The sequence below is a fragment of the Nocardioides sp. InS609-2 genome (assembly GCF_023208195.1).
Taxonomy (GTDB): domain Bacteria; phylum Actinomycetota; class Actinomycetes; order Propionibacteriales; family Nocardioidaceae; genus Nocardioides.
Genome location: NZ_CP060034.1, coordinates 176,411 through 203,371 on the forward strand (window position 1 = coordinate 176,411; position 26,961 = coordinate 203,371).

A 26,961-nucleotide genomic window follows, 5' to 3' on the forward strand; every position below is an offset into this window, starting at 1 on the left:
TCGCTCACCACCAGGAGTCGGTGCCGGTGGCCCTCAGGTGGGTCGGTTCCGGAACTCCTATGCCGGGGGTCGCTGCTGGGCGGTGCACCGGGAGAGCGGTGACGAGCTGAGCGAGGGCATGGACCAGGTTGGGCTCGGCCGGCTTGGCGCCCCACAGACCGCGGGCCTTGAACCGCCGGGCGGCGAGCGAAGCGAGCTGGTCGCCGGCGATCGCCTTGGCGCCGACCGGTGCCATCCAGCGAGTGGAGAGGCTGCCGCGGGTCGAGCTCGGCCAGACGACGAGCAGGGGCGTGGCGAACTTGGCGCGTACGTTGCGGCCGGCCAGGTAGCGCTCGAGCGCCTCGCGGGCCATCTCCATGGTCTTCTTGTCGGCGTGCTTAACGCGCTTCCATCCCCGGCGGGTCACCCCGGCCAGGGTCCAGTACGTCCCGGGCGCCCAGACCTTGGAGTCGAGGAGGTGGACTGTCGAGCCGACGACGACGACGTGGTCGATGTTGGCGGTGAAGCCCGGGATCGGGATGCGCAGGTCGTGCAGCACCGTGACCCCGTCGTGCGGGAGGGCGTGCTGGTCGAGCACCGCGGCGGAGCGGAGTTCGCCTGCCTTGCCGATGCGGGCGACATCGGCATTCACAGCCCAGGCTGCGTTCTCAAGTCCGGCGCCGGCGCGACCGATGATCCGGGGGCAGTCCGACATCAGGAGATCACCGCCGCGAAGACGTCGGCGAAGAAGTACAGGACCAGGCCGATGACGATCGCGCCCATGACCAGGGCGCCGTTGCCGCGCAGGTAGTCGCGTACGTCGTCGGACTCGTCGCGCGGCGCCGCCAGGGAGCGGAGGAGTCGGCTGTGGCCCTGCTGGTCGGGCTGCTGGCCCGGGAAGTTCTCCATGTCTGGCAACATGCGTAGATGGCCAGTCGTTAGCGCTCCAGCGTTAGTTCTTACGCGCTAGTTTCCGGGCGCATTTTACCCGGCGCCTGCGCTTAAAGTAGGGGTGCGCTGCCCGTTATATAACGTTACATCTCTATCGTTATGTAAGATGTGGTCATGGACAAGGATCAGCCACGCCAGGACCGCGGCACTCCGGCCGGCGGGCGCTGGCGCGCACAGCGACGCGCCGAGGTCGACATCCCGATGGTCTTCGAGTCCCAGCCACTCCAGGAAGACCGGTGGCGCGTCGACTACGAGCCGCTGCACTGGGACCTCGACGAGACCGTCCCGATGCCGCGCCGGGAGCGGGCAGCTGCCCGAGGCCCGTACCAGGCCTCCATCCCGCCCTTCATCAACGACCTGCCGATCGAGCTCGACGAGACCGTGTCCGTCGACGCAGCCGAGGCAACCATGGAGCTGGCTCGCTTCGACGCCGAGATGACTGAGCGGCTCGCCACCTTCGGGCCCGGCGAGCACGAGATGTCGCCGATGGCCGCGGTGCTGCTGCGCACCGAGTCAGCCTCCTCGAGCCAGATCGAGCAGATCACCGCCAACGCCCGCAACCTCGCCCTGGCCAGCATCGGGGAGAAGACCGGCGAGAACGCCCAGCTCGTCGCCACCAACACCGACGCCATGCGCACCGCCATCGCGCTGTCGGAGGACATCAGCCCAAAAACAATCCTGGCGGTGCAGAACGCCCTGCTCGCCGACAGCGCACCCGAGCACGCCGGCAAGTGGCGCGAGTCGCAGGTATGGATCGGCGGCCGCGGGTCGACCCCACACTCGGCCACCTTCGTGCCACCCACCTACCACCGCGTCCCCGAGCTCATCGACGACCTGGTCGACTTCACCCGCCGCGTCGACGTGCAGCACCTCGTGCAGGCGGCGATCGCGCACGCCCAGTTCGAGACCATCCACCCCTTCCCCGACGGCAACGGCCGCACCGGCCGCGCGCTCGTGCACGCCATGCTGCGCAACAGCGGAGTGACCCAGCGCATCACCGTCCCGGTCTCCTCCGGCCTCCTGACCAACGTCGAGGACTACTACGAGGCGCTGGGGGAGTACCGCGAGGGCGACCTCAACCCCATCGTCCAGGAGTTCACTCGTGCCGCCTTCCGGTCCATCGACAACGGCCGGATCCTCGTTGACGACCTGGTGCGCACCCACGCCAGCTGGCTCGACCGGGTCAAGGCACGCAGCGACGCCGCGGTCTGGCGAGCACTGCCCCTGGTGGTCTCGCAGCCCGCCGTCACCGTCAACTACCTGATGGACAACCTCGCCATCAGCCAGCCCGCCGCGCTGCGCGCGGTCAACCAGATGATCGAGGCCGGCGTCCTGGAGTCCGTCGGCAACCCGCAGCGCTCACGCGTCTGGGCCGCACCCGAGGTGACCTCGGCTCTCGACGAGTTCGCTGCACGGGCCGGTCGACGCAGCTTCGGGACCTAGGCGTCTCCTCGAGCTCGACGCGCGCTCCGCTCGGCCATTCGACGTACGTGGTTGCGGGTGGCGCGGTTCACACGGCGGGCAACCTCCTCGTCCGTGAGCACCCAGCCGAACAGGCTCCGCGCGTACGCCACCTGGTCGGGATGATCGGCGGGCTGGTGCGGACCCAGTGGATCCATGCAGATCGGACACCGGCTGAGCGGGTCGCGCAGGAACTCCGCGAACGCATGGACGGCCTGCGCATCCTCGTGGGAGATCCCACGGTCGGAGGCCTGTTGGTCGATCTGGGTGTGGATGTCGGTCATCGCGGTCCCCTCGGGATGGACGGAATACTGGGCCGCAGCTCGCCGGTGGCGGCAAGGACCGGTCGGGAGAACTGGCAGGTGCCGAAGGCGTTGCAGCGGGCGTGGTTGCACGGCGAGGTCCTCACGACGCGGCCGACGCGTGCTTGGCGTGGTGGCGCAACAGCGCGTCCAGGGAGTCGATCAGGCGCGTCTTCCGATGCCGGTCCGGCTGACGGCCGTACTCCTGGCACAGCTGATCAGCGAGTGCGGCCGTGATGCCCCGCCGGTGCGCAGTGAGCACGTCGTCGATCGAGCGACACCCCGCCTTGCGGTAGGCGTTCAGGTGTGAGGGCCGCAGGCCCGCCTCGTGCAGCGCGATGAGACCGTCGAGATGGCGCTCGGGGATGGCCGCAAGCCCTCTTCGATGGCCGAAGCCGACCAGCGGAGGCGTCGTGGCGTCGTACTTGGTCCTCGCCCCTGCCTTCCCGGTCGTCAGGGCATCGGCCCAGCGCTCCGTGCTCGTCCAGGTCAGACCGTGGTCGGCGAGTCTGCGGGCCATGGCCGCCGTGGCGCCGCGCCGAGTGTCTCCTCCGCCGTACATGGGGATCTCGGCGACGCCCCGCGGGCCGAGATCATCCTTCTCGGTCCAGCCGTGCTCGACGAGGTAGCGCAGGTCGGCCAGCGTGTAGCGGTCGTTGCCGCCAGTTCGCAGGTGGTGGGTGAGCTCGCCGCCCTCATCCGTGCCGTAGTGCCGGTCGCCCAGCGGGCGGAACCAGTCCTCCGGCAGCCCGACCAGGATCTCGTGGCACCGCTCGGGCGGGTGACCTTCGGCCTTGGCCATCAGGACGGCGGCAGGAGGGATGCCGTCGTGGCGGAACGCGATCGCCTCCGGCAGGGTCAGGCCGGCCCGCAGGTAGGCGTCGAGGTCCGCGGCCCGGGCGACGCCGGCAGAGGCCAGGTCTTCGTAGGAGGCCGGGGTGATCTCTGCACCGAAGCCGAACGCGTCGATCTCGATGCGGTGGCGGCTGGCCGTGGTGATGACGCTCCACGCGTAGGACGGTCCGCGGCCGGCGTCGAGGAAGGCGGTGACCACCTCGTGGGACCTCAGGTGCCGGCGTGCATCGCCGGATGGTGCTCGCCGGTTGTGCCGCTGATGCTCGCTCATCATCGCGTCGTGCTGGTGGGCGGCGTTGCCGATCGCTCGCCATTCGCTGCGGTTGTCGGGATCCTCGAGCCAGGCCTTGGCGCCGACGAGCACGAACGTCTCGAACTCGGTCGTGTCGATCAGCACGCCGTCGGGGAGGGTGGCCAGCACACCGGCGTGTGACAGCTGCGCGGTGATGAACGCCGTGTCGGTGATGCCATGCCGGATGAACGGAAGTACTGCGCGGGCGTCTGGGCGTCCGCCGGCGATGGTTGGGTCGACACTGAAGGTGGCCATCAGCCACTCGACGGCCTCCGGCCCGCTCATCGCAGCCAGGTCAGCGCGCTCGGTCATGATCGGGTTCTCCGGTTCGCGTGCGCCAGAGCCGCGGCGCGTCTCAGCTCGGCGACGTCGTGTCGGGTCTCGGCCAGCTTCGCGCGGATGCGCGCGCTGCGACGGGCCAAGAGACGGCGGCCGACGAAGCCGCGCACCGTGCCGGAGCCGCAGTGCTCAAACCACAGCGGCGCCGGCATCAGCGCACCACCGATTCGGTGATGTCCACACCCGGAAGGTGTGCGGGCTCGAAGGCCATGTGCTGCTCGTGCCGCTGCGCCCGGGAGAAGTCATCGGTCAGGGCGAGTCCATGGAGGACCGGGATGACCAGGGCTCCCGCGTAGGCGCCGAGCGCGTCCTGGGTGAGTTGGCTGCCCAACGCGTCGTCGGCGTGTTCGCGGACGAAGGCCTCGGCAGCTTCGGCGATCGAGGTGCCGTCGGGGACGTCGAGGGGCTCGTGGTCGCCGACGAAGGTGGCCGTGATCATCCAGAGCGCCAACGCGATCTGGGTACGCGATGGCGATCCGGGCACGTCGAGCAGGTCGCGGAGCTCGATCTCGTGCGGGTCGTGCTCGTGCCAGAGCCCGCGGGTCAAGGAGGTCATGCATGGTCCGTGTGCGGCCGAAGCCATCTAGCTCACCGGTGCCCGATCTGTCCTTCCGGCATTGGTTCTGTCAAAGAACTCGAGGAGCGAGAGGCCCGGTCCCGCACACGTCTGCGACGCCCTCACCTTCCGCAAAGACCCAGGAGCGCCCGTGCTCGACAGCCCAGCCCTCACGTTGGTTTCACCACCATCGCTGCCCACGCCGCAGACCGGCGTTCGAGCTATCGACTTGTTCGCTGGCTGGGGTGGGATGACCCTTGGCGCCAAGCAGGCCGGCGTCAATGTCCTCTGGAGCGGAAACCACTGGCCGCTGGCGGTCGAGACGCACGCGCTCAACCATCCCGAGACGCTGCACGAGTGCCAGGACCTCCGCCAGGCGGACTGGACCGCCCTGCCCGAGTACGACGTTCTCCTGGCCGCACCGGCTTGTCAGGGTCACTCGCCGGCCTCGCAGGCCCGCCGCCGGGCGTACCACGACGCGCTGCGCGCGACCGCGTTCTCGGTGATCGACTGCGCCGACGCTACCGAGCCCAAGGCCATCGTGATCGAGAACGTGCCCGCCTTCGTGCGTTGGCGTCTCTACCCGGAATACCGGGCGATGTTCGAGAAGCTCGGGTACGTCCTCGAAGAGCGGTTCGTCACGGCGTCGAGGCATGGCGTGGCACAGCGTCGTCGTCGATTTTTCCTGCTCGCCACCCGTCCCGGCGTGAAGGTCCGGCCCCTGACCGAGAACCCTGTCGAGCCGGCGTTCGGTCCGCTGCTCATGCCGGCACCCGAGGAGGCATGGACGCCCGTGCACACAGCCCCTTCGTCGGTCCAGATGCGGATCGAGCGTTCGCGAGCTCGACACGGCGACCGGTTCCTCACCCAGCACACCACCGACCACCACGGCGTCCCGCTCCACGAACCGATCCGCACCATCACCACCGGTGCCGCGCACTGGAACCTTGTCGACGGCGACCGCTACCGCCAGCTCAGCGGCCGCGAGCTCGCACGTGGCATGGGTTTCCCGGACTCCTTCGGGTGGCCGGAGACCGCCACCATCGCCCAGGTCACCCGCGGGCTCGGCAACGCCGTCTGCCCGCCGGTCGCCAAGGCGGTCGTCGGTGTGACCGCGGAAGCGATCGCGGCGTGAGCAACGAGGTGTCAGTGAGGAGCGAGACCCTCGCAGCCGCACACGGACCGGTGGCCGCCACGTCGCCCGCCCAGAAGGAGTCATGTCGATGCGACAAGGACTGAGCGACGACGGCACGACCTACCGCATCGAGTACCAGATCCAGCGCCAAGGCCCGGGCGACGACGACTTCGTCGAGATCGGCTTCGGGTCGTCGGGCGAGTCCCGCGACCTGGAGGGCGCCGTGTTTGCCATCGAGTCGTACGTCAGCAACGGCCAGTGGGAGACCGAGCCCGGCCAACCCGACCCCGACGAGGTGAGGGCCGCGATCCAGCGTGGCCGAGAGGAGCGAGGGTGAACAGCCCGCGCCCCGTCACCGAGCCGGACCGCTACGGCTACCAGCCCGTCCACGACGAGACCCAGCCGTGCCTGGGCTGCGGCAAGACCGTCACTTTCAGCGAGGACACCGGCTCGTGGTGGATTCCCTACGAGCGAGGCAACCCACCGGTCGGCACGTTCGACTGCCCCGGCGGCGGCGGTGTCGCCGGCCGGCACGCGGGCTCGGTCCCCCGGTTCGACCGCAACGCCGTGCTCCGGGATCAGCAGCTGCGGGTGATCGGCGAGCTCGTCGGCTACATGGACCTTCACGTCGGCAAGTACCAGATCAAGCAGCTGACGACGGAGCAGAAGGAGCTGTGGGCCGACATGGTCGACGCCACCGAGTGGCTCCAGGCCCGCGAAGACCCGTCGTCCGCCTACCCCGACGGCATCCCCCGCCGCACACCGCGCTGGTGGCGCGACGACTACGACGGCCCGACCGGCCCCGATGACCCGCGCTGGCACTACACCGACCGCCGCGAGCCCGACCCGTTCCGCTACATCCACCGCATGACCACCACCGAGGACACCCCATGACCGACACCATCGAACTCGTCGACGGCGACGGCTACCCGACCGACGAGGCCACCGACCTGATCCGCAGCTGGACCGGAAGCCCACGGGTCCTGGTCGACGACCTCCTGGGCCCCATCTTCGAGGGCTACGGCAGCCTGACCGTCACCCGCGTGACCGACGACTACGACCAACCCGCGCGTCGCGTCCGCCTGGCCACCGGCGGATGGTCCGGCTGCGAGGACGCCATCGGCGACCTGAAGCGGACGTGGTTCTGGTTCGGCTGGTGGGAGTCCTCGCGGCGCGGAGGCGCCTACGAGTTCGTGGTCCCCGAGAAGTCCTGGGACGAGCCGATGATGGCGTTCCCGCAGACCTCAGGCGGCCCGCTCGACGACACCGCGGCGGTCGCTGAGTTCATGCACGCCTTCGGCCAGGAGGTGCGGTCCACCCCGACCACCGACATCACTCCCGACGAGCGTGCCCTGCGCGCCCGTCTGGTGCTGGAGGAGGCGCTGGAGTTCGTCGAGGCGATGGGCTGCGACGCGACGGTCGACGACGTGGACGTGACCAAGGACTCCGTCACGGTCGAGATCAACCGGGACGTCGAGACCGACCTGGTCGAGGCCACCGACGCGCTCGCAGACCTGAACGTCGTGGGGAAGGGCTCGGCGCTCACCTTGGGCATTCCCGTCGACGATGCGTTCCGGATCGTGCACCGTACGAACATGGCCAAGCTCGGTCCCGACGGCGAGCCCATCCGCCGCGACGACGGAAAGGTCCAGAAGCCGGAAGGATGGCAGCCCCCGACTCAGGCGCTGAGGGATCTCCTCCTCGAGCGCGGCTGGGCCGGCTGACCAACGCGCTGGGGAGCGAGACGGTCTCTGCCGCACACCTCTGGGGTATGAGCACTCCCATGCTGAGCGTTGCCGCGACCAGCGGCGTTGCGCGCCCTCGCCGCCACGAGGACCAGAAGGCGGCCAAGAGCACCTCGAAGGTGCCCCGGCAGTCGATCAGGCACGTCCCGGTCGAGCAACTGGTGAACCACCCCGCGAACGTCCGCGACGACCTGGGCGACCTCACTGAGATGGCCCAGAGCATCCGCGAGCACGGGATCCTCCAGCCGCTCACCGCCACCGAGCTCCCCGGGACCGGGCAGCTCATCCTGCTCGCCGGGCACCGCCGCCTCGCCGCGTCCCTCCTGGCCGGCATGAAGACCGTGCCCGTCATCATCCGGCACGAAGTGACCGAGCTCAGCGACCACATCGTGCTCATGTTGGTCGAGAACACCCAGCGACTGAACCTGAACCCGATGGAGCGCGCCGAGGCCTACGGCGCCCTGCTCCACTCGGGCCTCAGCAGCGCCGAGATCGCGCGCCGCACCGGGACCAAGCAGGCGACGGTCTCCACCTACCTAAACCTGCTCATGCTCGACGAAGAAGAGCGCGAGGAGGTCCGCCGGGGTGTCCGACCGGTGACCAGCTCCATCCAGAAGATCCGGGCTCAGAAGCAGGCGGAGCGCACCGTCGCCGAGAAGCGGCCCGTGGGGCGGCCCAAGGGCGCCAAGACGAAGCCGTGGTTCGGCGACACGCACCCGCTGGCCAGCCAGGCCCGCGCCCTGTGCGGTCACCGCGGCAGTCCCAAGGTGGGTGCTGTCGCGTGCGGCCCGTGCTGGGAGCAGGCGATCCGTGACGACATAGGCAAGACGGCCATCGCAGCGCCGCCGGTGCGCGCGGTGGCCGACGACAGCGCCGTCGAGCGCATCCTCGGAGGCGACTGGAAGGCGAAGTGCAGTCCCTCGGACAAGGCCGAGGTGTGTCGTCGCTGGCACGCGGCCGGCAAGTCGCTGAACAAGCTGGCCGCGCTAACCGGGTGGAGGCCCAGCCGCTACTACGTCGCCCTCGAGAGCGCGTCCGTCGCGTGACCGCCACCGAGGCCACTGCCGAGATTGTGGCGGCCATCGACCCGACCCCCGAGCAGGCGGCGTACGCCGCCGACCAGTTGCGCGAGATCCTCACGCTCCTGGGTCCCGGCCGCGTCTCCTTCTACCGCGACTGCACCTCGATCTGGCACGACGCCGGCTCTCGCAACGAGATCCGTGCGCGCATCGCCCGCCTTGACGAGATCGCCGGACGGCGCCTGCCGCTGATCGACGACCAGGAGGCGCAGGAGTGGAAGCACTGCGGCCGCGGACCGTGCTCGGACCGCGCCGGCCACGACGGGGACTGCGACCGATGAAGAGCGATCAGGCGCCACGCTCGGCCTCGAGCGAGCAGGCTGGGCCGCTGATGACTGACACGGTCGGCGCCGCACACGTCAAGGGCATGACCGCGACCACCACCGATCCCGCTCCGCTGACCGTCGACGACCTCCAGGAGGACGACGTCCTGCGCTGGATCCCCGAGAGCCGCCACACCTACGAGGGCGCAGCCGTCGTGCACGGTCGCGAGGACGGCTCGCTGTACGCCGTGGACACCTTCTGGGGCAGCGGCAACGGCAACCACGTCCTGACGCCGGCCGAGATCGCCACCGCGACCGTCGAGTGGAACATCAACGACTTCCGACCCGCAGACGCACGCGTCGAGACGTGGAGCGACTTCGCGCCAGAGGACCGCCGCCACCTCCCTTCCCAGCACGGCCTCCAGGCCACCTACTGGATCCGGCCGGGCGCACAGCCCGACCACGGCACCATGGTCGCCAAGGCCGAGGATCGGTTCCGCGACGCCCAGAGCAAGCTGACCTCCGCCCAAGCGGCCGTCGACTGGGCCCGCAAGGACCTCGATCGACTGAGGGCAGATGGGCGCAAGGGTGACCAGCCGAGGGAGGACACGTGCTGATCGGGCCGCCTTCAGGGTCGTTCATGACCGCCCGAGAGTGGTCGAGAAGCGTTCAGCGAGCCCTCGTCCAAGGGCAGGGGGCGCCTGGCGATCCCGCGATCCGCGAGGACGCCCCGTACGCAACGATCCTGTGGACGCCCGAAGGCGGCCTGCTAGGAGTCCTCGCCGTGGACCCTGGCTTCACCAAGAGGGAAGGCCAACGAGAAGTGAACCGCGCCCGCAACGCGGGTCGTTTCGGTGCAGAAACAATAATGTTGAGCGGCACGCGTATGACGGTGCGCATCTTCAATGCTCTGACTCTTGGGATGTTCACGGGCATTTCAGGCGCTCTGATCACCGAGTCTGTACACGGTCTAGGAGTGGGCTTCGCGGCATCCGCTGTCGCCCTGTGGCGGACGAAGCCGCGAGATGAGGCTATTCGGTTCCTCGCCGATGTCGACGTCGTTGAGATCCGCCGTCTGCTAGATGTCGCGACGTGGGTGGGAATCGCCGACCAGGCCGCACACGCGGTCCGCGACATCCTCTGGAACGCACAAGACGATGGAGCAGCCCTCGGCACGAACCTCGGCTCACTGGCAGACGCGGTCGCTAGATACACCCGAGCAGTCAACCGACGCGACAGCCTGTTCGGACTGGCGTCGTCGCCTGTAGCGCCCGACGAGTCCGCACCACAATGCCCCGATCACCTCGACCTCATCGACTGGCTCATCAGCGAAGGGCACGTCATCGAGTCTCTGTGCCACGAGAAGGAGACCCAGTGACCGCTCGCGGCGACAACACCGGCCACCCCTGAGTCCAGCCCATTGTGGTGCGTCCCGGGACGTCAAGATCGAGAAGAGGGACGTGAAGCGCGTGGCGTACGTCGGTGACGTCTGGTGTTTGCGAACGCCCGACGAGGTGTTCATGGTCCGCCGCAACGGCAAGGCGATGTGGTCCGGCAACTGCGACGACTTCGGTGGCACCGACCTCAACTACATCTGGACCGACGCCTACCCGACCCGCTTCCTGCTCAGCCGAGACCCCCTGGACATCCCCGCCGACGACAAGGAGTCGATGGCCGCGATGGAGGCCTACGCCTCGTTCGCGCAAGGCGAGATCGCCGACCTCTTCGGGCTCTCGATCGCGACCTTCCCCGACAACGAGCTGCTGCGCCTCGACCCGTACGTCGTACACGCCACACCCGAGGTGCCCGCCCCTGGCGGCATGTGGTCGTTCTTCAAGATCAGCGTCAGCACCCACCGCTACGACCTGCTCGGCAACTCCCACAACCACCTCCTCGACGACGACTGGCCACTCGTCTCGCGCGAGACGCTGCGCAACCAGCCGAACGGCGGCAACCGCGACGACGCCGGAGCCACAGCGTGACCACGGTCCCCACCGCGGCGACCGGTCACGTGCTCGCCGACGAGGACGCCAGGCCTACCTCGACATTGGCGTGAAGTCCTACGAGCTGGTCTGGCTGCGGTTCCCCGAGCTGACCGAGCACCAGGCGCACTGGGTGCTGTGGGAACTGACACTGTTCCCGCTCGCCTCGGGACTGCACGACATCGTCGACGAACTCGCCCAGCTCGAGCAGGCGGACCTGCCGGCGAAGGTGCCAACCGCCGGCGTGGTGAGTGCCTCAGGCCAGACCGCGTAGCCGGACAGGCACACCCGTCGGCCCGGCAGCACCGACGGCCTCGCCGAGCGCGCGACCCTTCGTGCGGTTCGGGCGCGCCGGTGTCGGGACGGGCACCGACGTCACGCCGGCGTCGCGCAGCAGCAGGGGCCACATGGCCGGGACGTCGCCGGACTCCTGGCCGCGCTGGCGCAGCCAGTACGGCGTCTGGCCGAGCAGTGCGGCGTTCGAGATCACCGCCGTCATCGCCGCGCGGTCACGGGCCGTGAACGGCACGGCCAGGTTGCTCGAGCCCGAGTCGAGGAAGTCGGCCGGCTGCCACAGCTCAGCGCCGCGGCCGATGGGCCGGTCCGCACGCAGGGTGAAGAACGCGTCGCAGATGCGGTGTCGCGACGGGAACCACTCGCGCCACGACGCCACGCCCATCCGGGCTGCCACCCGGTCGGCCTTCGCGCCGGGGAACTCCTTGCAGGCGGCCGCGATCGCCTGATAGGTCGCGGCCCGCGCGGTCGGGGTCATCACCACGAACACCACGGTGAGACCGGAGATGGCCATCGGCCGTTCGGCGAGCAGTTGCGCCCACTTGCGGACCTTGTTGGTGAACGTCTTGGAGATCGTGCGGGTGATCTCGATGGCCACCCGCATCCCGTCGGGTCGCACGATGCACAGGTCGGCGGAGCGCTGGTCGCCGACGATGGGCGTGCGGCCCAACCCGGATCCGGCCAGCAGGTCGACGGTGCAGAACCGCTCACCCAGCACGGTGCCCACCTCGGCGTACTCCGCGGCCCGCAGGCCCAGCTCGGTGGCGAGCACGTTGTGCTGGTCCCACTGCGCGGTGTGCACCCAGTCGAGTCCGCCGGTGACCGCGACCCGCTCCGGCATGGTCAGCCGCGGCGCGATCTCCTCGTCGTAGACGGTTGAGCGGGACGGACGCAGCAGCGTCTCCCCGGTCAGGAACGACGCGCGGTTGAGCCCGGAGACGAACACGCCCAAGTCGAGGAGGTGGCTGGCGAAGCCTGCCGACACGGCTGGGTGCAGCGGGCTGGTCAGCCCGGCGTCGCCGGTGAGAGCGGCGGCCTGCTGCGCAGACATGGTGCGCCAGGAGAACAGCGACCCGGCCAACGCCAGGCGACTTCCCCACGCGGCCCGCTTCGAGCTAGGCGAGCAGAATGACTCGATCGCCTCGGCCTCCGGCATCGCCAGCTGGGTGGGCAGCTCGCCGACACCGGCAGCCATGTGGCGGGCGGCCGTGGTCGCCGACGTCCACGACGCGCCGCCGCCTGCACCCCACAGGTCGTCCCACCAGGGGTCGTGGCGTGAGGCCGCGTCCGCACCCTCGACGGTGCACGCCGAGGCGAGGTCGGAGAAGTGCCAGGAGTTGTCGGGGTCGAAGCGCTCCGGCGGGGTGTGCCGACCGGACGCGACCTGGTGCGGGTCGCCGAGCGTCGACGTCGGGGTCTTGAATCGTGTCGCCAGGCCCCATGGCTCGGCCGGGGTGGGCTGCTCTGCCGGTACGGGCTCGAGGTCGCTGGCGGCCGTGGGCGTGGCCTGTTCTGTCACGGGCTGAGCCGGGGTGGGGGTGGCCTGTGGTCGCCGGCGGGCGACCACTCGCGCGGCTGTCGGAACGGTGCTCACCGGGTCACCACGTCAACAGGTTGGGGAAGTCGGCGGGCCGGTCGTCCTCGGGCTCCTCGTCCACGACGACGGCCATCGGGGTGGGGTCCGCCATCACCGGAGACACGGCCGGCTCGGTCGGCGTGATCGACCGTGCGAGCGAGCCCGTGGCGGGATAGCCCTGCACTTCGGCGAACCCGGCCCGGTCGGCCTCGAAGTCCCGCACGTGCACGGTGAACGCCGGCTGTCGCTTCTTGACCACGTGCGAGCGCACGACCGCGGTGTACGTCGAGAGTTGCAGGATGTCGGACGCCTGCCAGTCGCCCTCATCACCGGAGACACCCTCGGCGAGCTCGCGCGCGGTCTTCATGTCCTCCTGGGTGTAGGAGACCAGCGTGGAGAAGTTCATCAGCGCGGTGCGGACCTTGTCGGGCAGCTGCTCGGGGCGCTGTGTGGCGAGCGTCGGGCGGACCCCGAACGAGCGGCCCTGGTCCTTGAGCCAGGCGATGACCGCCTCCGACGAGCCGGCCAGCAGTGCGAGCTCGTCGGCGTAGATGGAGACCGACCGGCCCTGGGTCTCCCAGCCCGAGCAGTTGCGCTGGATGGCGTGGCGGAGCGAGAACATCAGGATCGCCGACATCTGCCGGCTCAGCTCGTCCTCGACGATCCGGCCGGTGCGAGACGTGCCGGTGTTGACCACGACCGCGCGGTGGTTGGTGAGGATCTGGTCCCAGGTGACCTTGCGCCGGGCTGGGGCCCACCACTGCTCGAGCTCCATGAGCTGGCGGATCTTGTTTCGGGGCGCCTCCTGGAGCGCGCGGCGCTGAGCCGGGGACACGTTCGCGCCGTACAGCGGGCTGAGCCCCACGACCGTCTCGGTCAGTTGCGGGTCGGCGTCGTCGAGCACCGAGGCCCCGGCGATCTCGGCGGCCAGCATCCTGCCGGCGTCCTCACTGCGGCCGCCGAGCAGGACGTGCGCGAAGTACAGGGGCGAGCCGTCGGGGTTGATGTTCTCCACCTCGGCAGCCATCTCGCGGGTGACCAGCAGCGCGGCGGGCAGGACACCCATGAGCGTCTCGAAGGATCGGTTGCCGATGGCCTGCTCGCCGAAGGCGTAGATGCAGGCGTTGACGAAGAACGCGGCTCGGTCGGTCACGGTGCCCGGCACCGCGAACAGGTCGATGCCGACCGAGGCGGGGTCGGCCACGTCGATGACCACCATGACGTCTCCGGTCGCGTCGACCCAGCGTTGGTAGTCAGCGACGCCGTCGCCCTTGGACTCGAAGGCGATCAGGGCGTTGCGTGCACCCGGGAAGCCGGGAAGCCCGGACGGGTGTTGGCGCTCCAGGCATGCCCAGCCCCACAGCGAGCGGGTCAGCGCCGACTTGCCGGATCCGGCCTTGCCGACGATCCCGATGCCACCGAATGCGTCGGTCGCTGGGAGGTAGGCGGGGCCGGCCGCCGTGTCTCCGATGAGCGGACCGACCCGAGCGAGCAGGACCGGTGGTACCTCGCGGTGCTTGGTCGAGGTCTCACCCGAGGCTGCGCCGGCCTGGGGTGCGATCACGCCGACGACCGTCTGCGGTCCGACGAGGAACGCGGAGTCGTCCAACGGGTAGTCACCGTCGAAGGCAGGCATCGGCTTGTCGCCGACCACGGTCTCCTTGCGTGGCGGCTTCGGCTTTCCGCGGCGGTGCGTCGGCGCCCCGAAGTCGAGGTCAGCAGCTGCTCGACGAGCTCGGCTCCACGCCGAGGCGATGAGACCGGTGAACCGGCCGGCCGCAGCTAGCACCGACACGGCCGCGAGCGCAGCGCCGGGCAGCACCAGGCCGTGGCCAGGTGCGTCGACGAAGGCGGGCACCAGGTCGGCTTTGAGCCCGGTGGCCACCGCGAGGCCGGTGCCGACGAGCGTGGACAGCACGGGGCCGCGGACCGCGGCCGATCGGGTCGGCACCTCGGCGGTCGCGGAGATGTCGAAGCCGGGCATCGCCGAGCGGGTGGCGTCGAGCAGGGCCCGGGTCGCGTGCGGGTCGACACCACCGGCGTAGATCGAGACGACCAAGGCGTCGGGGCTCATCGAGTGGTGGGTCGGCACCGCGGTGGAGAGTCGGTGGGCCAGCCAGGTGTGGTTGCGGGTGCGCTCCTTCTTGCTCGGCCGGCGCACCGTGACCGCCACCCAGCAGCCGTGCGGCAGCGCGGTGGCCAGCAATCTCGAGGTCTCGGCCGGGCTCTGGGGGATTCGGGGACGTCGCAGCGACGGGGACACCTGGTGGGGCGCTGCCGGCCTCAACCGCAGGGTCAAGGCTTGGGCGTGGGGTCAACCGCGAAGACGACGCCGAAGGGCCCGCACCCGGTCTGGGTCATCTGGCCCGGGTTGTCGATCCCACGCTCCTTGAGCATGGGAGTGGTGAGTCGCTCGGACTGCCAGTGGCCGCCCTCGCTGAGCCAGGACCCGACGCCCTCGTCGTCGAACCCCCACTCGCCGACCTCGAGCTGGTTGCCCTGGGCGTCGAAGACTGCGGCCCCGGCCATGTAATCCCCCTGGTCGGAGTCCTCCATGGTGAAGTAGGCGGCGTCGGGGTGCGCGTCCTTGGCGAGGTCGCGCAGCGCCTGGACAGCGGTTAGCTGCACCCGCTTCTCGAGGTCCCGGTGTTCCTTGGACAGCGCGTCGAGTCGGTCGTGGACCGGCGCTCCATGGTGGCCGTTGAGGTAGGCGAGGCGGTTGACCAGCTTCTGGTGCCGGGTCTCGTGCGCCGCGATGGCTTCGTCGTGCTTCGCCTCGCTCATGCCGCGGCCGAACCGCTCCAGCTCGTCGCGCCACTGGGTGGACATCTCGATCGCCATCTCCAGGGCCTCGACCTCCTGGTCCTCCCGGGCGCCGGGCTGGGCGCCGAGGTCGGAGAGGGTGCGGGGCTGGGCCGGCTCGTCGAGACGGACGTCAGCCTCGGACTTGACGGAGGCGGCGAACTGGCCGCCGGTGGGGACACCGGCGGCGACACGGCTGGCGTGGTTCGAGGTGGTCATCGTGGTCACTTCCAGTTCTCGGGGTGGTAGCGGGACCAGGTCGTGCTGACGGCCCGGGAGCGGGCGGCCGACTCGGCGCGGTCGAGGGCGTCGATGCCTTCGGCGAGGGGCTCTTCGGCGTATTCGACGTCGGCGCGCACCTCGCTGGAGCCGGGGTCGTCGGGATCGGTGTGGGCGGTCCAGCTCGTGACCTGTTCGACGGCGTAGACAAGTCGGGTGCCGCCGACCTCCCCGCGGATTCCGTCGGCGTAGCGGCGCAGCTGCTGGATCTCGTCGCGGACGTCCTGGTGGTGATCGGGGTGGACGACGCCACCGAGGGTCTCCAGCGCGCTGGCCTTCTCCTCGGCCGCGCGGGCAGCATCAAGCCGGTCGACGATCTCCTCCCAATCGGAGTAGTCCAGGCGCGGCGTGCCCAACTGGCCGTCGAGATGGGCGGTGACGAAAGTGCGGACTTCCGCGCTCACGAAAGGCTCGTCGTGGCTGGGCATCGCCCAGGTGGAGAAGACCGACGGCTCGATACCCAGGGACGCGTCACCGGCGGCCTGGACGGTCTCGTCGTAGTAGCCGTCGGGCCGTGGGCTGACCCGCACCGGCCGTCCTTCGGCGAGGGCGATGAGGCGGGCCTCCTCGGCGTTCATGAGGGGCCTCTCGGCCAGGGCGACACCGGAGGCCTCGCCCCGTGGGCTGGTCGCGAACTGGCCGCCCGTGGGGACTCCAGCGGCGATCCGGTCGGGGTACTGGTTGCTCATGCCCGAAGGTGTGCGGGGGCATCCGGCCGACGACCGTGACGGGGAGGCGCAACGCTAGGGTTCGGCCGGTGAAGCCTCGGGGACTGCGCAGCATCAGTCCGGTCGACTGGATCGGCATCGTCGCGGGTGACGTCGTGTTGGCGCGTCTGATCCTCCGCGCCCAGACCGAGGTGTGGCCCTGGGGCTTCGAGGTCGGCGAGGTCGTCAACGATGTGGCGATCGCCATCGTGACCGCCTGCTTCTTCAACTGGCTCGTCGTCGAACGACCTCGCAGACGAGACCTGGCCCGGATCTACGGGGTGATGGGTGAGTCGGTGCTCGCGCTGGGCACGGTCTCGCTCGACATCTGGGCGGCGTTCACCGAGACCGTCGACGGCCAGCCGGACTACGAGACGGTCCCCACGGCCGATGACTGGCTCAGGGTCTGCGGGGAGCTGGACTTCGACACGCCCTTGGTCGGCGTCTGGAAGTTCCGTGCAGACGGCGACGCCGGCCCGGCCCTCGTCCGCGAGTTCCTCCAGGACGAGTTCGACCGAGCTGACCTGCTCCTGGGGCGCATCACACCTGTGCTCAGCGGTCTGCCGAACGAACTGGTGACGCTGATCCAGAAGGAGCGGGGCACCCGAATGCGGACGGTCGGCGTGAGACGCGCAACCAGGCTCTACCCCTCGATGGCCGACTACCACTTCGACCTTGCGGAGTACGTCCACGTGGGGGAGGAGATCATCGCCTACTACGAGGCGCACATCCGCTCAGCCGACATGCTGAGGCCGTCTGGCCGCGAGGTGTAGGTCATCGCGTTGAGCGCGCACCGTTCGCCGAGCTGGATCAGCGTGCGGACATGGGTGAAGTCGAGGACGTGCCCTGAGGAGAAGGAGTCGTCGATGCGCAGCCGGATGACCTCCACGCCCGGCTCGAAGACCACGGCAGGCTGGTTGGCGACGGTGGCCATCAGGGCCGCGACGAGGACGTCGATGGGCGTACGCAGGTCACGGTGCAAGCCGGTCTTGGTGGCGTCGAGCACGAACACCCGGTCTCCCGGCCGAGCGATCGCGTTGGCTGCCGTGAGCGGCACGTTCTCGGCGATGCCGGCGTCGACGTGACGCGTGGGCGCGCTGTCGGCCCCAGGCAGGATCGTCGGAGGGAAGACGCCGGGCAGTGCTGCGGACGCGGCCACGATCTCGGCGAGCCGCCCACGCTCGTGATGCACGGGACGCCCAGTGCCGAGGTCGGTGGTCGCGATGAGTGTGCGCACGGACAGGTCCTCGAGCATCGAGACACCGATCCAGTCCTCGACGAGACGGCGGAGGGGAGCGGAGTCAAAGAGGTAGGGGCGACGACGAGCGAGGTTCGCCATCGCGGTGCGACGGACGCCCAGCAGCGTCCTGCTTGTCATGGCTGCCCAGCGATCGGCCAGCTCGTCGACACGACCAGGCGTCGGGTCGGCCGCGAGAAAAGCGGCGTTGATGGCGCCGACGGAACCGCCGATCAGGATGTCGGGCCGTACGCCGGCAGCGAAGAGGCCGCGCAACATCCCCACCTGGACGGCGCCTCGAGATCCACCACCGGAGCACACGAAGATGGAGCGACCGGCTGGCACCTGGGGGCTCTCGTGCACCGGAGAGAGGCCGCGACGACGTGGCAACCGCAAGATCGTCATACCCAAGAGGTGTGCGGCCGCCCCTCCCTCGCTCCCATGCCCGCAAGCGGTGAGCCACTGCCCCGACGCCGCACACACTCTGCTCGACACCCACCCGAGCGAGGAGAGCCCGATGTCTTCGCCCCACCCGGCCGAACCGGGCCGGGTGTCTCGAAGGACGACCGATCGCCGCATGACGGCGCGTGGCATAGGTCTACGCGACGGGGCAGACGGTCAGCCTCGACCCCTTACCGTCTGCCCCGTCGACACGCTCATCAGCACCTCCGGACGGATAACCCGTCGCGGAATGTCGGTGGTCCGCTCTACCGTTCAGCCCAGCACGACAATCAGCACCACACAGACAAGGACCCGGCCCGTGAACACCGCACCCAGCAACCTCGACACCCGCCTCGCGGGCCGTCGCGATGCGCTGAAGCGCGCCCACAAGCCGGCACAGCAGCCCATGCGCAATCGCCGCTGGCTGCCCGCCCACGCGGAACGCCCTTGCTCTAGGTGCTGACATCACCCAGACCCTCGCACCGAGGGAACCAGGGCCGTTCCACAGAGGCGCACCGCCTCCGAGGAGCGGCCTTTGTGCTGCCTGGGGCTGCCGAGCAGCGAGATGGCGTCGGATCGACAACAACTGAACACCGCACAGAGGGACGTAGCTCAACCGGTAGAGCGCCGGTCTCCAAAACCGAAGGTTCCAGGTTCGAGTCCTGGCGTCTCTGCGCATCGAGGAAGGTCCCGCGGGCACCGGACCCGGGGCTGGTCACGAACCAGCTCCAGTGGCACCGGGCTAACGGTCAAAGGGCCGTGGGGCAGCCTTCCCGACTCGCCGGCTCCGGCCGACGAGGGCAAACTCAACAGTGAACAGCACGACGAACAGCCGGACCCCCAGTGGGGAGCGGCCGCTCGTCGCCGCAGCGCCTTGGCCGGAGACGGCGAGGGAAGCCAACTCTGCGGCAGCACTCTCCGGGCGCCCGAGCCGCGAGCCAACACGGTCGCGACTCGGGCATCCGGAGGTGACCTGGCCTCGTGGCGCAGTGGTAGCGCAGCCGCCTGTCGAGCGGAAGGTCGCCGGTTCAACCCCGGTCGAGGCCGCCACCGGCGAGACCAATGTCGGTGCGATGAGGCATCGTGGCCACGCCGCACACGTGCAGTACGGCAGAGCGCAGCATGGCGCCAGCCCGGTCAGACAAGGAGCTCGTCATGTACGACCCCCGCGACGTGTTCGGCCTGGACATCGAGACCGACAACTCCCCGGGCTCCGACGGCCTGGACCCGACCAAGAGCCGCATCACCGAGATCGCCGTCGACGTGGACGCCAGCATCGGCGACGGCGAGGTCTTCACCGGACCCGAGCACCAGATCCTCCACGACCTTCAAGCCTTCATCGACGACCTCCAGCCCGGCCTGCTCACCACCTGGAACGGCACGTTCTTCGACTGGCCCTTCATCGCCTCCCGCCGAGCCGCCATCCCCATGCACCTGGACTTCGGTCTCCGCCTCGCTCTCGCACCGCAGCTGACGCCCAAGTACGACTACCTGCCCGGCCACACCACCGGCTACTCCGCCCACTGGGCCAACGCCGACGGCACCCTGCTGCACGCCCATCTCGACGTCATGGGCGGCTACCGCCGCTACGCCCAGGAGCACAACATCTCGTGGTCCTTGAAGCCCGTCGCTCGCTCGCTCGGCATCGAGATGGTTGAGCTCGACCGCGCCAACCTGCACGACTACACCGACCTCGAGCGCAAGGCCTACTGCCTCTCCGACGCCCGCGGCACCAGGCTCCTGGCCCTTCGCCAGCTCGGCCTTGACTAATACCAGAACTGACCGCCCGGCGGCATGCCGACAACTCGAGGGCGCGACAGAACGACGCGGACCCCTGTCCGCTCGCCCGCAAGGGCAAATGGGGAGGTGGCAGACGTGGCGATGCACCTGCTTTGCAAGCAGACCCAGGCGGGTTCGACTCCCGTCCTCTCCACTCGACCAACAACAACGCCCGCCTGGTGGAACAGGTAGACACGCACGGCTCAGGTCCGTGTGCCGCAAGGCACGGGAGTTCGACTCTCCCGGCGGGCACTCAGCAACACCAGACCGGACGTAGGCCAGCGGCTAGGCCACCTGCTTTGGGAGCAGGGGAGCGGGGGTTCGAGTCCCTCCGTCCGGACCCAGCCAAGGCGACACGCACGTCCCCGGTGGCCCCGGGGAACCCCACCATGCCGGGTCACGCATGGCGCCACTCCGGGCGACGTACGGAGGACATCCCGAGTCGGGGGAAGAGCGTGATGAGCGCACCGGCCGCGGTACGACAGCGCGAAGCCCATCCGGCCACTGTCCTGCCCGTGAGCGGGCCCACCACGTGTGGGCACAGCCACCGCGACTCGGGCGCCATTCCCCGGTAGCTCAGACGGCAGAGCAGCTCCCTGTTAAGGAGACGGTCCCAGGTTCGAGTCCTGGTTGGGGAGCCCGGCCCACGAGGGCCTGTGGGGATTGGTCCAGTTGGCACGGACGTCCGGCTCTGGACCGGAAGACCGAGGTTCGAGTCCTCGATGCCCAGCGCAACACCACCCGGTCCCACGCGACCGCAGGGGGCGTAGTGGAGTGGAACCACGCGGGGCATCCGCGGCATAGGACCAGGTGGCGTACGAAGCAACCCAGTGTCACCGGAGGGAGGCGAGATCTTGAGACTGCTCGTTCCAGCGGACTGCCTGAGATGCAACGAGTCCTTCTCGCGGCGCCCCAGCGGCGCGGACAAGATGAAGTTCTGCGGCCGTCTGTGCTCCTCGCTCTGGAGAAGCGAGCAGGCCACAGGCGCGACGCGATGCAACGTGTGTCGAATCTGCGGAGGACCCAAGAGCGACGGCGGTCGCTGGCCCCACTGCACGCACTGTGCGCAGAGGCAGCGCCTGTCTCTCATCGCGGACACGACACTCGCCGAGCTGCGGGGGGGCCTGTCGCTGAACCAGTACCACGCGAAGATCCGCGGCTGGTCGCGCTCCGTCTACGACGGGCCGCGCAGGTGCCTCGAGTGCGGGTACTCCCTGCACGTCGACATCTGCCATGTCCGCGACGTCAGCACCTTCGCGCTCTACGCGACCATCGGCGAGGTGAACGCACCGGAGAATCTGATCGCGCTCTGCAAGAACCACCACTGGGAGTTCGACAACGGCTTCCTGACGATCCGGTCCATCACGAAGCATCGGCCGGCAGCAAAGAACAAGGCGGGCGCGGGTGCGGCTGGGGTCTCATAAGCCCCATGACCCGTGGTTCGACACCACGGCTCGCCACTGGGATCCCGAGACGCCGTTCGAGTCGGACGCCCCCTACTGGCCCTCGCGGCCTTCGCCCCTGTAGCTCAGTTGGTAGAGCGCTCGCCTCTTAAGCGAAGTGTCCCTGGTTCAAGTCCAGGTAGGGGTACCGACCGTCATCGCCAGGACTCCGTGGCATAGGTCCAGTCATGAGCCAGGCCGGACAGCGCACCGTCAACGGACAGACCCCGATGTTCAGCAACGACATGTTCTGGGCGTCGAACTTCAACACCGAGCCCTACTTCTCCCCGTACTGGGGCCAGATGGTCGACTCCGGCGAACACGACTTCAACGCCCGCAAACCAGTCGAGCTCGAGGCCGCCACGGCCATCCTCAGTGCGCCGAGCCCGGGCGCTGCCAAGGCGCTTGGCACCAAACGCGGCGCGTTCACCCTGCGCCCAGGATGGGACCACGGCGGTCGGGTCCGGGCGATGCAGGACACGCTGCTGGGGAAGTTCGCGGTGCCTGAGATGACGGACAGACTCCTCGCGACCGGCACGCTGCACCTGGTCGAGACCAACTACTGGCACGACAACTTCTGGGGCTCCTGCTTCGGCGGTACTGCACGGTGCCGGCCGGCCTGCGCTCACCCGGGAGTCAACATGCTCGGCGAACTGCTGATGGCGCTGCGTGCCAAGAAGGCCGCGGCCTGATCCGCCGCAGGTTGCGAAACCGCATGACCGGTTGCACAGGGCCCAGTCCCAGGCGGCCAGCAAGCCCTTGTAGCTCAGTGGACAGAGCGCCGCACTACGGATGCGGGGGTCGGAGGTTCGAGTCCTCCCGAGGGTGCTCAGTTGTCGGCTTCGGTCGGCAGAACATGGTGGACGTAGCTCAGTTGGCAGAGCGCCGGAACGTGACTCCGGAGGCCGCGGGATCGAAGCCCGTCGTTCACCCCAGGTCGCCCGACCTTCACACGGGCACTGCCTTGGTAGCTCAGTGGCCAGAGCGTCCGCCTCGTAAGCGGAGGGTCGTCGGTTCGACTCCGACCCGGGGCTCTGGTCCACAGATCGCCAGGAGGGAGAGCGACCGGTCCGGCACCGCACACGGTGACAGCACCATGCTCGCCGTGTCCGGCAGCACTCAGCAGAAGCACCCAGCGCCCATGAAGGAGGCGAACAGCCAATGAGCACGACGCCCAATCACCCGAACTTTCCCATCGCCCTGCTTGGCACCAAGGCCGAGACTCTGATGTGGGCACATCCGCATGAGGTCGAGCACGACGCCCAGACGCAGCTGCGCAACGCGGCGGCCCTGCCGTGGGTCGCCGGCGTCCGGGCCATGCCCGACATCCACACCGGGTACGGCGTGCCGGTCGGCAGCGTCGTCGCCATGCGGCAGGCCGTTAGCCCATCCGCGGTCGGCGTCGACATCGGCTGCGGAATGATGGCTGTCAAGACCAACATCACCCTGACGGACCTGCCGGACGACCTCGGTCCGATGCGCGCCGCGATCGAAGGGACCGTCCCGGTCGGTCGCGCCGGCAACGACGGCACCGCCCCGGTGATCAAGAACGAGCAGAAGATCCAGTCAGACTTCGACACCCTCTTCTCCGGCTTCCGCGACCTACGGGCATCAAACCTGTCCGGACTGGAGGGGCGTGCCTTGTCCCAGTGCGGATCGCTCGGATCCGGCAACCACTTCATCGAGGTCACCGTCGACGGCGACGACATCGTGTGGCTCATGCTGCACTCGGGGTCGCGCAACATCGGTAAGGAGATCGCCGACCGACACATCGCCACGGCCAAGGCCCTGAGTCACAACATCGAGGCTGACCTGCCCGACGCCGACCTCGCTGTGTTCCTAGGCGGCACGCCGGAGATGGACGACTACGTCCACGATCTCTACTGGGCGCAGGACTTCGCGATGCTGAACCGCCGCATCATGATGGCGACAGTGAAGCGTGCCTTCGCCAGCTTCTTCGACGCCGTGACGTGGCAGCGAGAGATCAACTGCCACCACAACTACGTCTCCATCGAGTCACACGGTCAGGGCGCGGACCGCGAGGAACTTGTCATCACCCGAAAGGGAGCGATCAGCGCGCAGTCCGGCCAGTACGGCCTCATCCCGGGGTCGATGGGCACCGGCTCGTTTGTCGTCAAGGGCCTCGGCAACCCGGCCTCCTACTGTTCGGCGTCACACGGCGCCGGCCGGAAGATGAGCCGGGCGAAGGCGAAGAAGCTGTTCTCCGTCGAGGACCTCGCGGCCCAGACCGCAGGCGTCGAGTGCCGCAAGGACCAAGGCGTCGTCGATGAGATCCCAGGGGCGTACAAGGACCTCAACGAGGTCATCAAGGCGCAGATGGACCTCGTCGAGGTGGAGGCCAGGCTCACGACCCTGCTGTGCGTGAAGGGCTGACGTCGACGGCCGCTGAGCCGGTGGTGAGCGACCCGGATGGTCCGCATACGGGTTGACTGCCACCCGAACCCGGTAGTTCGGGTGGTCCGGCTCCTCATCCGGGTGGACGGCCCTGAGAACGGGACGCGTCGCGAAGGGGCGTGCTGGTTTCCGAGGAGAGCGGGACCACAGCGGGTCGTCCTGCCGGGGGCGGCCCGCACTTCCACTAGGCGGTGTACCCCAGCCGTGGGTCGCCGTCCTCGTCGGGAACGATGACCGCGTCGCCACGCTCCAGTGCGTCGAGGGTCAGGTCGACCTCGTGCGCCGCCATGTCCTCCATCTTGCTCGGGCCGCTGACGAAGATGTTGTCGACCTTGAGTCCCACGTACTCCGGGTTGGGTGCCACGCGGAAGCGCAGGTCGTGGCCGATCATCTGGCCTACCGCTCGAGCGCGTTCGTCGAGCGCGGTGACTTCGTCGGGGCTGAGGGCAACCATGGTTCGAGCGTATCCGGACCGCAGCGTCGCCGCGGGGAGCGACATTGCAGCCACCGCACACCTTCCTGGCATGACCGAGATCACCACGCCCGACGACGTCCTGGTCGTGACCGCCAGCTCTGGGATCGACTTCGGTGTCCGCGTCGTCGAAGCGGGCGCGACGTACGGCTTGTTCCGCTTGTTCGAGGCGGACCGGGCCCTCGTCGAGTTCTACGACCGCCGCTACCCCCACACCGAACACGGCCAGTTCGTGTCCCGGTACGAGCTCGACACGCTGCTGGGCAACCACCGGCTCTGGTCCGTCCCGCCCGCTCCAGGCCAGGGCCTCACGCTGCACGGTGGCGTACCCGACTGGGTCATCGACGGCGCCACTATGGACCGTGTCTACGCATGGCTTCGCGGTCACGCCCCCGCAGCTCCAGAGGTCTCAGCGGCATAGGTCGAGGTATGACCGACAACCCCTGGGCCGAGCCGCGCGGCATACTCCCGCCGGCGCACGAGGCCTTCCCGAAGGTGGCTATCACCGGCCACCGACCCAAGGCGATGACGCCCGCCCAGCTCGGATGGGCCCACGTCGCGATTGCGCGCGCCACCTGGCGGTTGCGGAGCACGTACGGCGCCCAGTGCGCGATCAGCGGGATGGCACTTGGCGCCGACACGATCTTCGCCGTCTCCGCGCTCGCCTGCGGCATGGATCTGCACGCCTACATACCCTTCGAGGCCCAGCCCGACGTCTGGCCCGAGGCCGACCGCCAGCTGTGGCACCATCTGCGCGCTCGCGCCGCACGCGAAGTGCTCGTCGGGGGAATCGAGTACGAAGTGCGGATGCTGCACGCCCGCAACGACGCGATGATCCAAGACGCTGACCTGGTCGTGGCGCTGCTGCGCTCCGACGCCACCAAGGGCGGCACGTTCTCGGCGGTCAAGAAGACCGCGCAGGCTGGCAAACCGATGCTGATGCTGGACCCGGTAGCTCAGACCACGAGCCGAGTCGGCTGGTGAGGCACGGCCTCAACCCGATCCCCGGCATAGTGGAGGTGACCGGGAGTGCCCCGGTCACGAAGGAACGGAGCGGGATCATGGGCGTCAACGACGTCTCGATGGAGATCCACCCCGGCGAGGGTGGGGCGGACGCCGCGGCGTTCGCAGGTGAGTTGGCTGCGGCCGTCTCGAAGCACACCGGCGCGACCCCGGTATTCGCCGGCGGCGCCTGGGCCCTCCACCGTCTTTGACCCAGCGCTGAGCTCGCTGGCCGGCTCGCACCGCATCCAGCGCGTCCCCGAGACAGAGAAGCGCGGCCGACGACACTCCTCCCTGATCACCGTCGTCATCCTCAACCACGCAGCTCGCGCACGCTCGAGCTCGACCATGGATCGCCGCGACGTACGCGTCGACACATACCGGGCCGGAGGTTAGAAGTTCCGACGATTTCTGACTGTTTCGCCGGGAACCTGAGCGCGCTCGACGCTGAGAGCCTACTTGGGCACTCATGTTGGCAGAACCTGAGCGTGCTGCTTGCCTCTGCGCCTCTGTCGCCGACGATCCCGTTGAGTCAACCTTGACGGATGAGGGAAACGATGATCTCCTCGAGACACGAAATCAGCAGACATCTCGGGCTCCACAAACTCTATGCGTCCGATGCAGTGGTGGGAGGACGTGGCACTCGTGATCGGGTGTCGCGCACGCACGCTCCCCCACGTGTTGCGCCCATGGTTGAGGGGGAACTGTTTCTTATGTTCGACGTCACAGATTTTCACCGCGACGGGTTCGTCGTCCTGGACGCCTTCTTCGTCGATGAAGAACTGCGCATGATCCAGGACCAGTCCGACCGCGTTCTCCATGAGAATGCCGAGACTCGGACCGTGGAGGCCGGGACCCAGGTCGTCCGGGCGACTCATGGCAACCACCGGTCGAGTGCCTTCTTCGAGCACCTCGTCAGACTCCCGCGTCTCCTTGACATAGCTGAAGAGCTGCTCGGGGGCCGGGTCTACGTGCATCAGTTCAAGATCAACGCCAAGCTCGGGCTGGTGGGTGACCTCTGGGCGTGGCACCAGGACTACCGGTTCTGGCGTGACGAGGACGGAATGCCCTCGCCGAATGCCCTCACCATCGCAGTCTTCCTGGACGAGGTCCACGAATTCAACGGGCCCCTCATGCTCGTGCCGGGCAGTCATGCAGGTCGCTTGATCCCCGTGACCTCAGAAGAAGACGACGACGACTGGAGCAGCACCTTGTCCGCCGACCTGAAGCACCAGATCGGCGAGGATGCCTTGAGGGAGGCGCTGAAGGACAAGGAGATCGTGGCCCCCAAGGGCCCTGCAGGCACCGCCATCGTCTTCCACAGCAACATCCTGCACGGGTCAGCCCCTAACATGTCACCCGATCCCCGGCGCGTGCTCCTGGTGAGCTACAACGCGGTCGCGAACGCACTGGAGAGCATGGAGAGTCCCCGACCGGAGTTCTTGGCCAGCCGTGACTTCGAGCCCGTGTCCGCTGGACCGGCCCGTCTCCACCCCGTTCGCTAGACCTAGCCGCCCTCGGTTGCCAGCTGCCTAGCTGCTCCTGCCCGGATCCGGGCCGAACGAGGATCTCGCCG

General features: G+C 68.9%; 31 protein-coding genes and 11 tRNA genes. 31 read left to right on the top strand and 11 right to left on the bottom strand.

Going from position 1 to position 26,961, the window contains the following annotated elements; translation table 11 throughout:
* Positions 1–4 precede the first annotated feature (4 nt).
* Positions 5–694 carry a nuclease-related domain-containing protein gene (locus H4Q84_RS00945; protein ID WP_248581563.1) on the bottom strand — a complete coding sequence of 230 codons (690 nt, stop codon included), beginning with the start codon at positions 692–694 and terminating at the stop codon, positions 5–7.
* Positions 694–888, bottom strand: coding sequence for a hypothetical protein (locus tag H4Q84_RS00950; RefSeq protein ID WP_248581564.1), 195 nt, complete (start codon positions 886–888; stop codon positions 694–696). Before H4Q84_RS00950 ends, H4Q84_RS00945 begins: the two co-directional genes overlap by 1 nt.
* A 156-nt stretch (positions 889–1,044) precedes the next feature.
* On the opposite strand from H4Q84_RS00950, the gene H4Q84_RS00955 reads away from it, so the two are divergent.
* Positions 1,045–2,373 (top strand): Fic family protein, encoded by a 1,329-nt coding sequence (locus H4Q84_RS00955; protein ID WP_248581565.1) that lies wholly within the window; start codon positions 1,045–1,047, stop codon positions 2,371–2,373.
* Here the strand turns inward: H4Q84_RS00955 and H4Q84_RS00960 are convergent.
* The 3 genes from H4Q84_RS00960 to H4Q84_RS00970 all read right to left on the bottom strand — a co-directional run bounded on the left by H4Q84_RS00960 (position 2,370) and on the right by H4Q84_RS00970 (position 4,735).
* Positions 2,370–2,675 carry a hypothetical protein gene (locus H4Q84_RS00960; protein WP_248581566.1) on the bottom strand — a complete coding sequence of 102 codons (306 nt, stop codon included), beginning with the start codon at positions 2,673–2,675 and terminating at the stop codon, positions 2,370–2,372. The two genes, H4Q84_RS00955 and H4Q84_RS00960, sit on opposite strands and share 4 nt — an antisense overlap.
* A gap of 121 nt (positions 2,676–2,796) precedes the next feature.
* Positions 2,797–4,152 (bottom strand): hypothetical protein, encoded by a 1,356-nt coding sequence (locus tag H4Q84_RS00965; protein WP_248581567.1) that lies wholly within the window; start codon positions 4,150–4,152, stop codon positions 2,797–2,799.
* 178 nt (positions 4,153–4,330) lie between these two features.
* Positions 4,331–4,735, bottom strand: coding sequence for a hypothetical protein (locus H4Q84_RS00970; RefSeq protein ID WP_248581568.1), 405 nt, complete (start codon positions 4,733–4,735; stop codon positions 4,331–4,333).
* A 151-nt stretch (positions 4,736–4,886) separates the two neighbouring features.
* Between H4Q84_RS00970 and H4Q84_RS00975 the strand changes: the two genes are divergently transcribed.
* From H4Q84_RS00975 to H4Q84_RS01020, 10 genes are all read left to right on the top strand, one after another.
* Positions 4,887–5,870 carry a DNA cytosine methyltransferase gene (locus H4Q84_RS00975; RefSeq protein ID WP_282580298.1) on the top strand — a complete coding sequence of 328 codons (984 nt, stop codon included), beginning with the start codon at positions 4,887–4,889 and terminating at the stop codon, positions 5,868–5,870.
* A gap of 88 nt (positions 5,871–5,958) precedes the next feature.
* Positions 5,959–6,207, top strand: a complete 249-nt coding sequence (locus H4Q84_RS00980; RefSeq protein ID WP_248581570.1) for a hypothetical protein — start codon at positions 5,959–5,961, stop codon at positions 6,205–6,207.
* Positions 6,204–6,764, top strand: a complete 561-nt coding sequence (locus tag H4Q84_RS00985; RefSeq protein WP_248581571.1) for a hypothetical protein — start codon at positions 6,204–6,206, stop codon at positions 6,762–6,764. The genes H4Q84_RS00980 and H4Q84_RS00985 overlap by 4 nt, the downstream gene beginning before the upstream one ends.
* A 392-nt stretch (positions 6,765–7,156) precedes the next feature.
* Positions 7,157–7,594 carry a hypothetical protein gene (locus H4Q84_RS23310; RefSeq protein ID WP_349238414.1) on the top strand — a complete coding sequence of 146 codons (438 nt, stop codon included), beginning with the start codon at positions 7,157–7,159 and terminating at the stop codon, positions 7,592–7,594.
* A 59-nt stretch (positions 7,595–7,653) separates the two neighbouring features.
* Entirely contained in the window at positions 7,654–8,661 is a 1,008-nt protein-coding gene (locus tag H4Q84_RS00995) for a ParB/RepB/Spo0J family partition protein (protein ID WP_248581572.1), read from the top strand.
* A complete protein-coding gene (locus tag H4Q84_RS01000; protein ID WP_248581573.1) occupies positions 8,658–8,975 on the top strand; it encodes a hypothetical protein in 318 nt (105 codons plus the stop codon). Before H4Q84_RS00995 ends, H4Q84_RS01000 begins: the two co-directional genes overlap by 4 nt.
* Positions 8,976–9,025: 50 nt before the next feature.
* Positions 9,026–9,574, top strand: coding sequence for a hypothetical protein (locus H4Q84_RS01005; protein ID WP_248581574.1), 549 nt, complete (start codon positions 9,026–9,028; stop codon positions 9,572–9,574).
* 23 nt (positions 9,575–9,597) lie between these two features.
* Entirely contained in the window at positions 9,598–10,335 is a 738-nt protein-coding gene (locus H4Q84_RS01010; protein WP_248581575.1) for a hypothetical protein, read from the top strand.
* Between the two features lie 82 nt (positions 10,336–10,417).
* Positions 10,418–10,939: a hypothetical protein gene (locus tag H4Q84_RS01015; protein WP_248581576.1), complete on the top strand. Its 522-nt coding sequence runs from the start codon at positions 10,418–10,420 to the stop codon at positions 10,937–10,939.
* Positions 10,940–11,009: 70 nt separating this feature from the next.
* Positions 11,010–11,213: a hypothetical protein gene (locus tag H4Q84_RS01020; RefSeq protein WP_248581577.1), complete on the top strand. Its 204-nt coding sequence runs from the start codon at positions 11,010–11,012 to the stop codon at positions 11,211–11,213.
* Here H4Q84_RS01020 and H4Q84_RS01025 read toward each other — a convergent pair.
* The 4 genes from H4Q84_RS01025 to H4Q84_RS01040 all read right to left on the bottom strand — a co-directional run bounded on the left by H4Q84_RS01025 (position 11,196) and on the right by H4Q84_RS01040 (position 16,579).
* Complete coding sequence (locus H4Q84_RS01025; protein WP_248581578.1) at positions 11,196–12,752, bottom strand: hypothetical protein; 1,557 nt, start codon at positions 12,750–12,752, stop codon at positions 11,196–11,198. The two genes, H4Q84_RS01020 and H4Q84_RS01025, sit on opposite strands and share 18 nt — an antisense overlap.
* A 79-nt stretch (positions 12,753–12,831) precedes the next feature.
* The gene (locus H4Q84_RS01030; protein WP_248581579.1) at positions 12,832–15,015 is read right to left on the bottom strand and encodes a hypothetical protein; all 2,184 of its coding nucleotides are present in this window, start codon (positions 15,013–15,015) and stop codon (positions 12,832–12,834) included.
* 89 nt (positions 15,016–15,104) lie between these two features.
* Positions 15,105–15,830 (bottom strand): hypothetical protein, encoded by a 726-nt coding sequence (locus H4Q84_RS01035; protein WP_248581580.1) that lies wholly within the window; start codon positions 15,828–15,830, stop codon positions 15,105–15,107.
* Positions 15,831–15,835: 5 nt separating this feature from the next.
* Positions 15,836–16,579 (bottom strand): hypothetical protein, encoded by a 744-nt coding sequence (locus tag H4Q84_RS01040; RefSeq protein WP_248581581.1) that lies wholly within the window; start codon positions 16,577–16,579, stop codon positions 15,836–15,838.
* A gap of 68 nt (positions 16,580–16,647) precedes the next feature.
* Here H4Q84_RS01040 and H4Q84_RS01045 point away from each other — a divergent pair, with 68 nt between their 5' ends.
* Positions 16,648–17,370: a hypothetical protein gene (locus tag H4Q84_RS01045; protein ID WP_248581582.1), complete on the top strand. Its 723-nt coding sequence runs from the start codon at positions 16,648–16,650 to the stop codon at positions 17,368–17,370.
* Here the strand turns inward: H4Q84_RS01045 and H4Q84_RS01050 are convergent.
* Entirely contained in the window at positions 17,313–18,197 is an 885-nt protein-coding gene (locus H4Q84_RS01050) for a patatin-like phospholipase family protein (RefSeq protein WP_248581583.1), read from the bottom strand. The two genes, H4Q84_RS01045 and H4Q84_RS01050, sit on opposite strands and share 58 nt — an antisense overlap.
* Positions 18,198–18,876: 679 nt before the next feature.
* Here H4Q84_RS01050 and H4Q84_RS01055 point away from each other — a divergent pair.
* From H4Q84_RS01055 to H4Q84_RS01125, 15 genes are all read left to right on the top strand, one after another.
* Positions 18,877–18,949 (top strand) — tRNA-Trp (locus H4Q84_RS01055).
* Between the two features lie 301 nt (positions 18,950–19,250).
* A tRNA-Asp gene (locus tag H4Q84_RS01060) sits at positions 19,251–19,325 on the top strand.
* A 105-nt stretch (positions 19,326–19,430) separates the two neighbouring features.
* Positions 19,431–20,045: a 3'-5' exonuclease gene (locus H4Q84_RS01065; RefSeq protein ID WP_248581584.1), complete on the top strand. Its 615-nt coding sequence runs from the start codon at positions 19,431–19,433 to the stop codon at positions 20,043–20,045.
* 90 nt (positions 20,046–20,135) lie between these two features.
* Positions 20,136–20,208, top strand: a tRNA-Ala gene (locus H4Q84_RS01070).
* A gap of 16 nt (positions 20,209–20,224) precedes the next feature.
* Positions 20,225–20,306 (top strand) — tRNA-Leu (locus tag H4Q84_RS01075).
* 15 nt (positions 20,307–20,321) lie between these two features.
* A tRNA-Pro gene (locus H4Q84_RS01080) sits at positions 20,322–20,394 on the top strand.
* A gap of 225 nt (positions 20,395–20,619) precedes the next feature.
* Positions 20,620–20,692, top strand: a tRNA-Asn gene (locus H4Q84_RS01085).
* Positions 20,693–20,711: 19 nt separating this feature from the next.
* Positions 20,712–20,784, top strand: a tRNA-Gln gene (locus H4Q84_RS01090).
* Between the two features lie 271 nt (positions 20,785–21,055).
* Positions 21,056–21,478, top strand: a complete 423-nt coding sequence (locus H4Q84_RS01095; protein WP_248581585.1) for an HNH endonuclease — start codon at positions 21,056–21,058, stop codon at positions 21,476–21,478.
* A 93-nt stretch (positions 21,479–21,571) separates the two neighbouring features.
* Positions 21,572–21,644: transfer RNA gene (locus H4Q84_RS01100), tRNA-Lys, on the top strand.
* A 40-nt stretch (positions 21,645–21,684) separates the two neighbouring features.
* Positions 21,685–22,188, top strand: coding sequence for an NADAR family protein (locus H4Q84_RS01105; RefSeq protein WP_248581586.1), 504 nt, complete (start codon positions 21,685–21,687; stop codon positions 22,186–22,188).
* 63 nt (positions 22,189–22,251) lie between these two features.
* Positions 22,252–22,324: transfer RNA gene (locus H4Q84_RS01110), tRNA-Arg, on the top strand.
* A 31-nt stretch (positions 22,325–22,355) separates the two neighbouring features.
* Positions 22,356–22,431, top strand: a tRNA-His gene (locus H4Q84_RS01115).
* Between the two features lie 26 nt (positions 22,432–22,457).
* Positions 22,458–22,530, top strand: a tRNA-Thr gene (locus H4Q84_RS01120).
* 193 nt (positions 22,531–22,723) lie between these two features.
* Positions 22,724–23,890 carry an RtcB family protein gene (locus H4Q84_RS01125; RefSeq protein ID WP_349238415.1) on the top strand — a complete coding sequence of 389 codons (1,167 nt, stop codon included), beginning with the start codon at positions 22,724–22,726 and terminating at the stop codon, positions 23,888–23,890.
* A gap of 205 nt (positions 23,891–24,095) precedes the next feature.
* On the opposite strand, the gene H4Q84_RS01130 is transcribed toward H4Q84_RS01125, so the two are convergent.
* A complete protein-coding gene (locus tag H4Q84_RS01130) occupies positions 24,096–24,365 on the bottom strand; it encodes a hypothetical protein (RefSeq protein ID WP_248581588.1) in 270 nt (89 codons plus the stop codon).
* A gap of 70 nt (positions 24,366–24,435) precedes the next feature.
* On the opposite strand from H4Q84_RS01130, the gene H4Q84_RS01135 reads away from it, so the two are divergent.
* From H4Q84_RS01135 to H4Q84_RS01150, 4 genes are all read left to right on the top strand, one after another.
* On the top strand, positions 24,436–24,804 hold the full coding sequence (locus H4Q84_RS01135) for a hypothetical protein (RefSeq protein WP_248581589.1): 369 nt from the start codon (positions 24,436–24,438) through the stop codon (positions 24,802–24,804).
* 8 nt (positions 24,805–24,812) lie between these two features.
* Positions 24,813–25,367 carry a hypothetical protein gene (locus H4Q84_RS01140; protein WP_248581590.1) on the top strand — a complete coding sequence of 185 codons (555 nt, stop codon included), beginning with the start codon at positions 24,813–24,815 and terminating at the stop codon, positions 25,365–25,367.
* A complete protein-coding gene (locus H4Q84_RS01145; protein WP_248581591.1) occupies positions 25,364–25,597 on the top strand; it encodes a hypothetical protein in 234 nt (77 codons plus the stop codon). Before H4Q84_RS01140 ends, H4Q84_RS01145 begins: the two co-directional genes overlap by 4 nt.
* Before the next feature lie 333 nt (positions 25,598–25,930).
* Positions 25,931–26,890 (top strand): phytanoyl-CoA dioxygenase family protein, encoded by a 960-nt coding sequence (locus H4Q84_RS01150; protein WP_248581592.1) that lies wholly within the window; start codon positions 25,931–25,933, stop codon positions 26,888–26,890.
* The last annotated feature ends 71 nt before the right edge of the window (positions 26,891–26,961 follow it).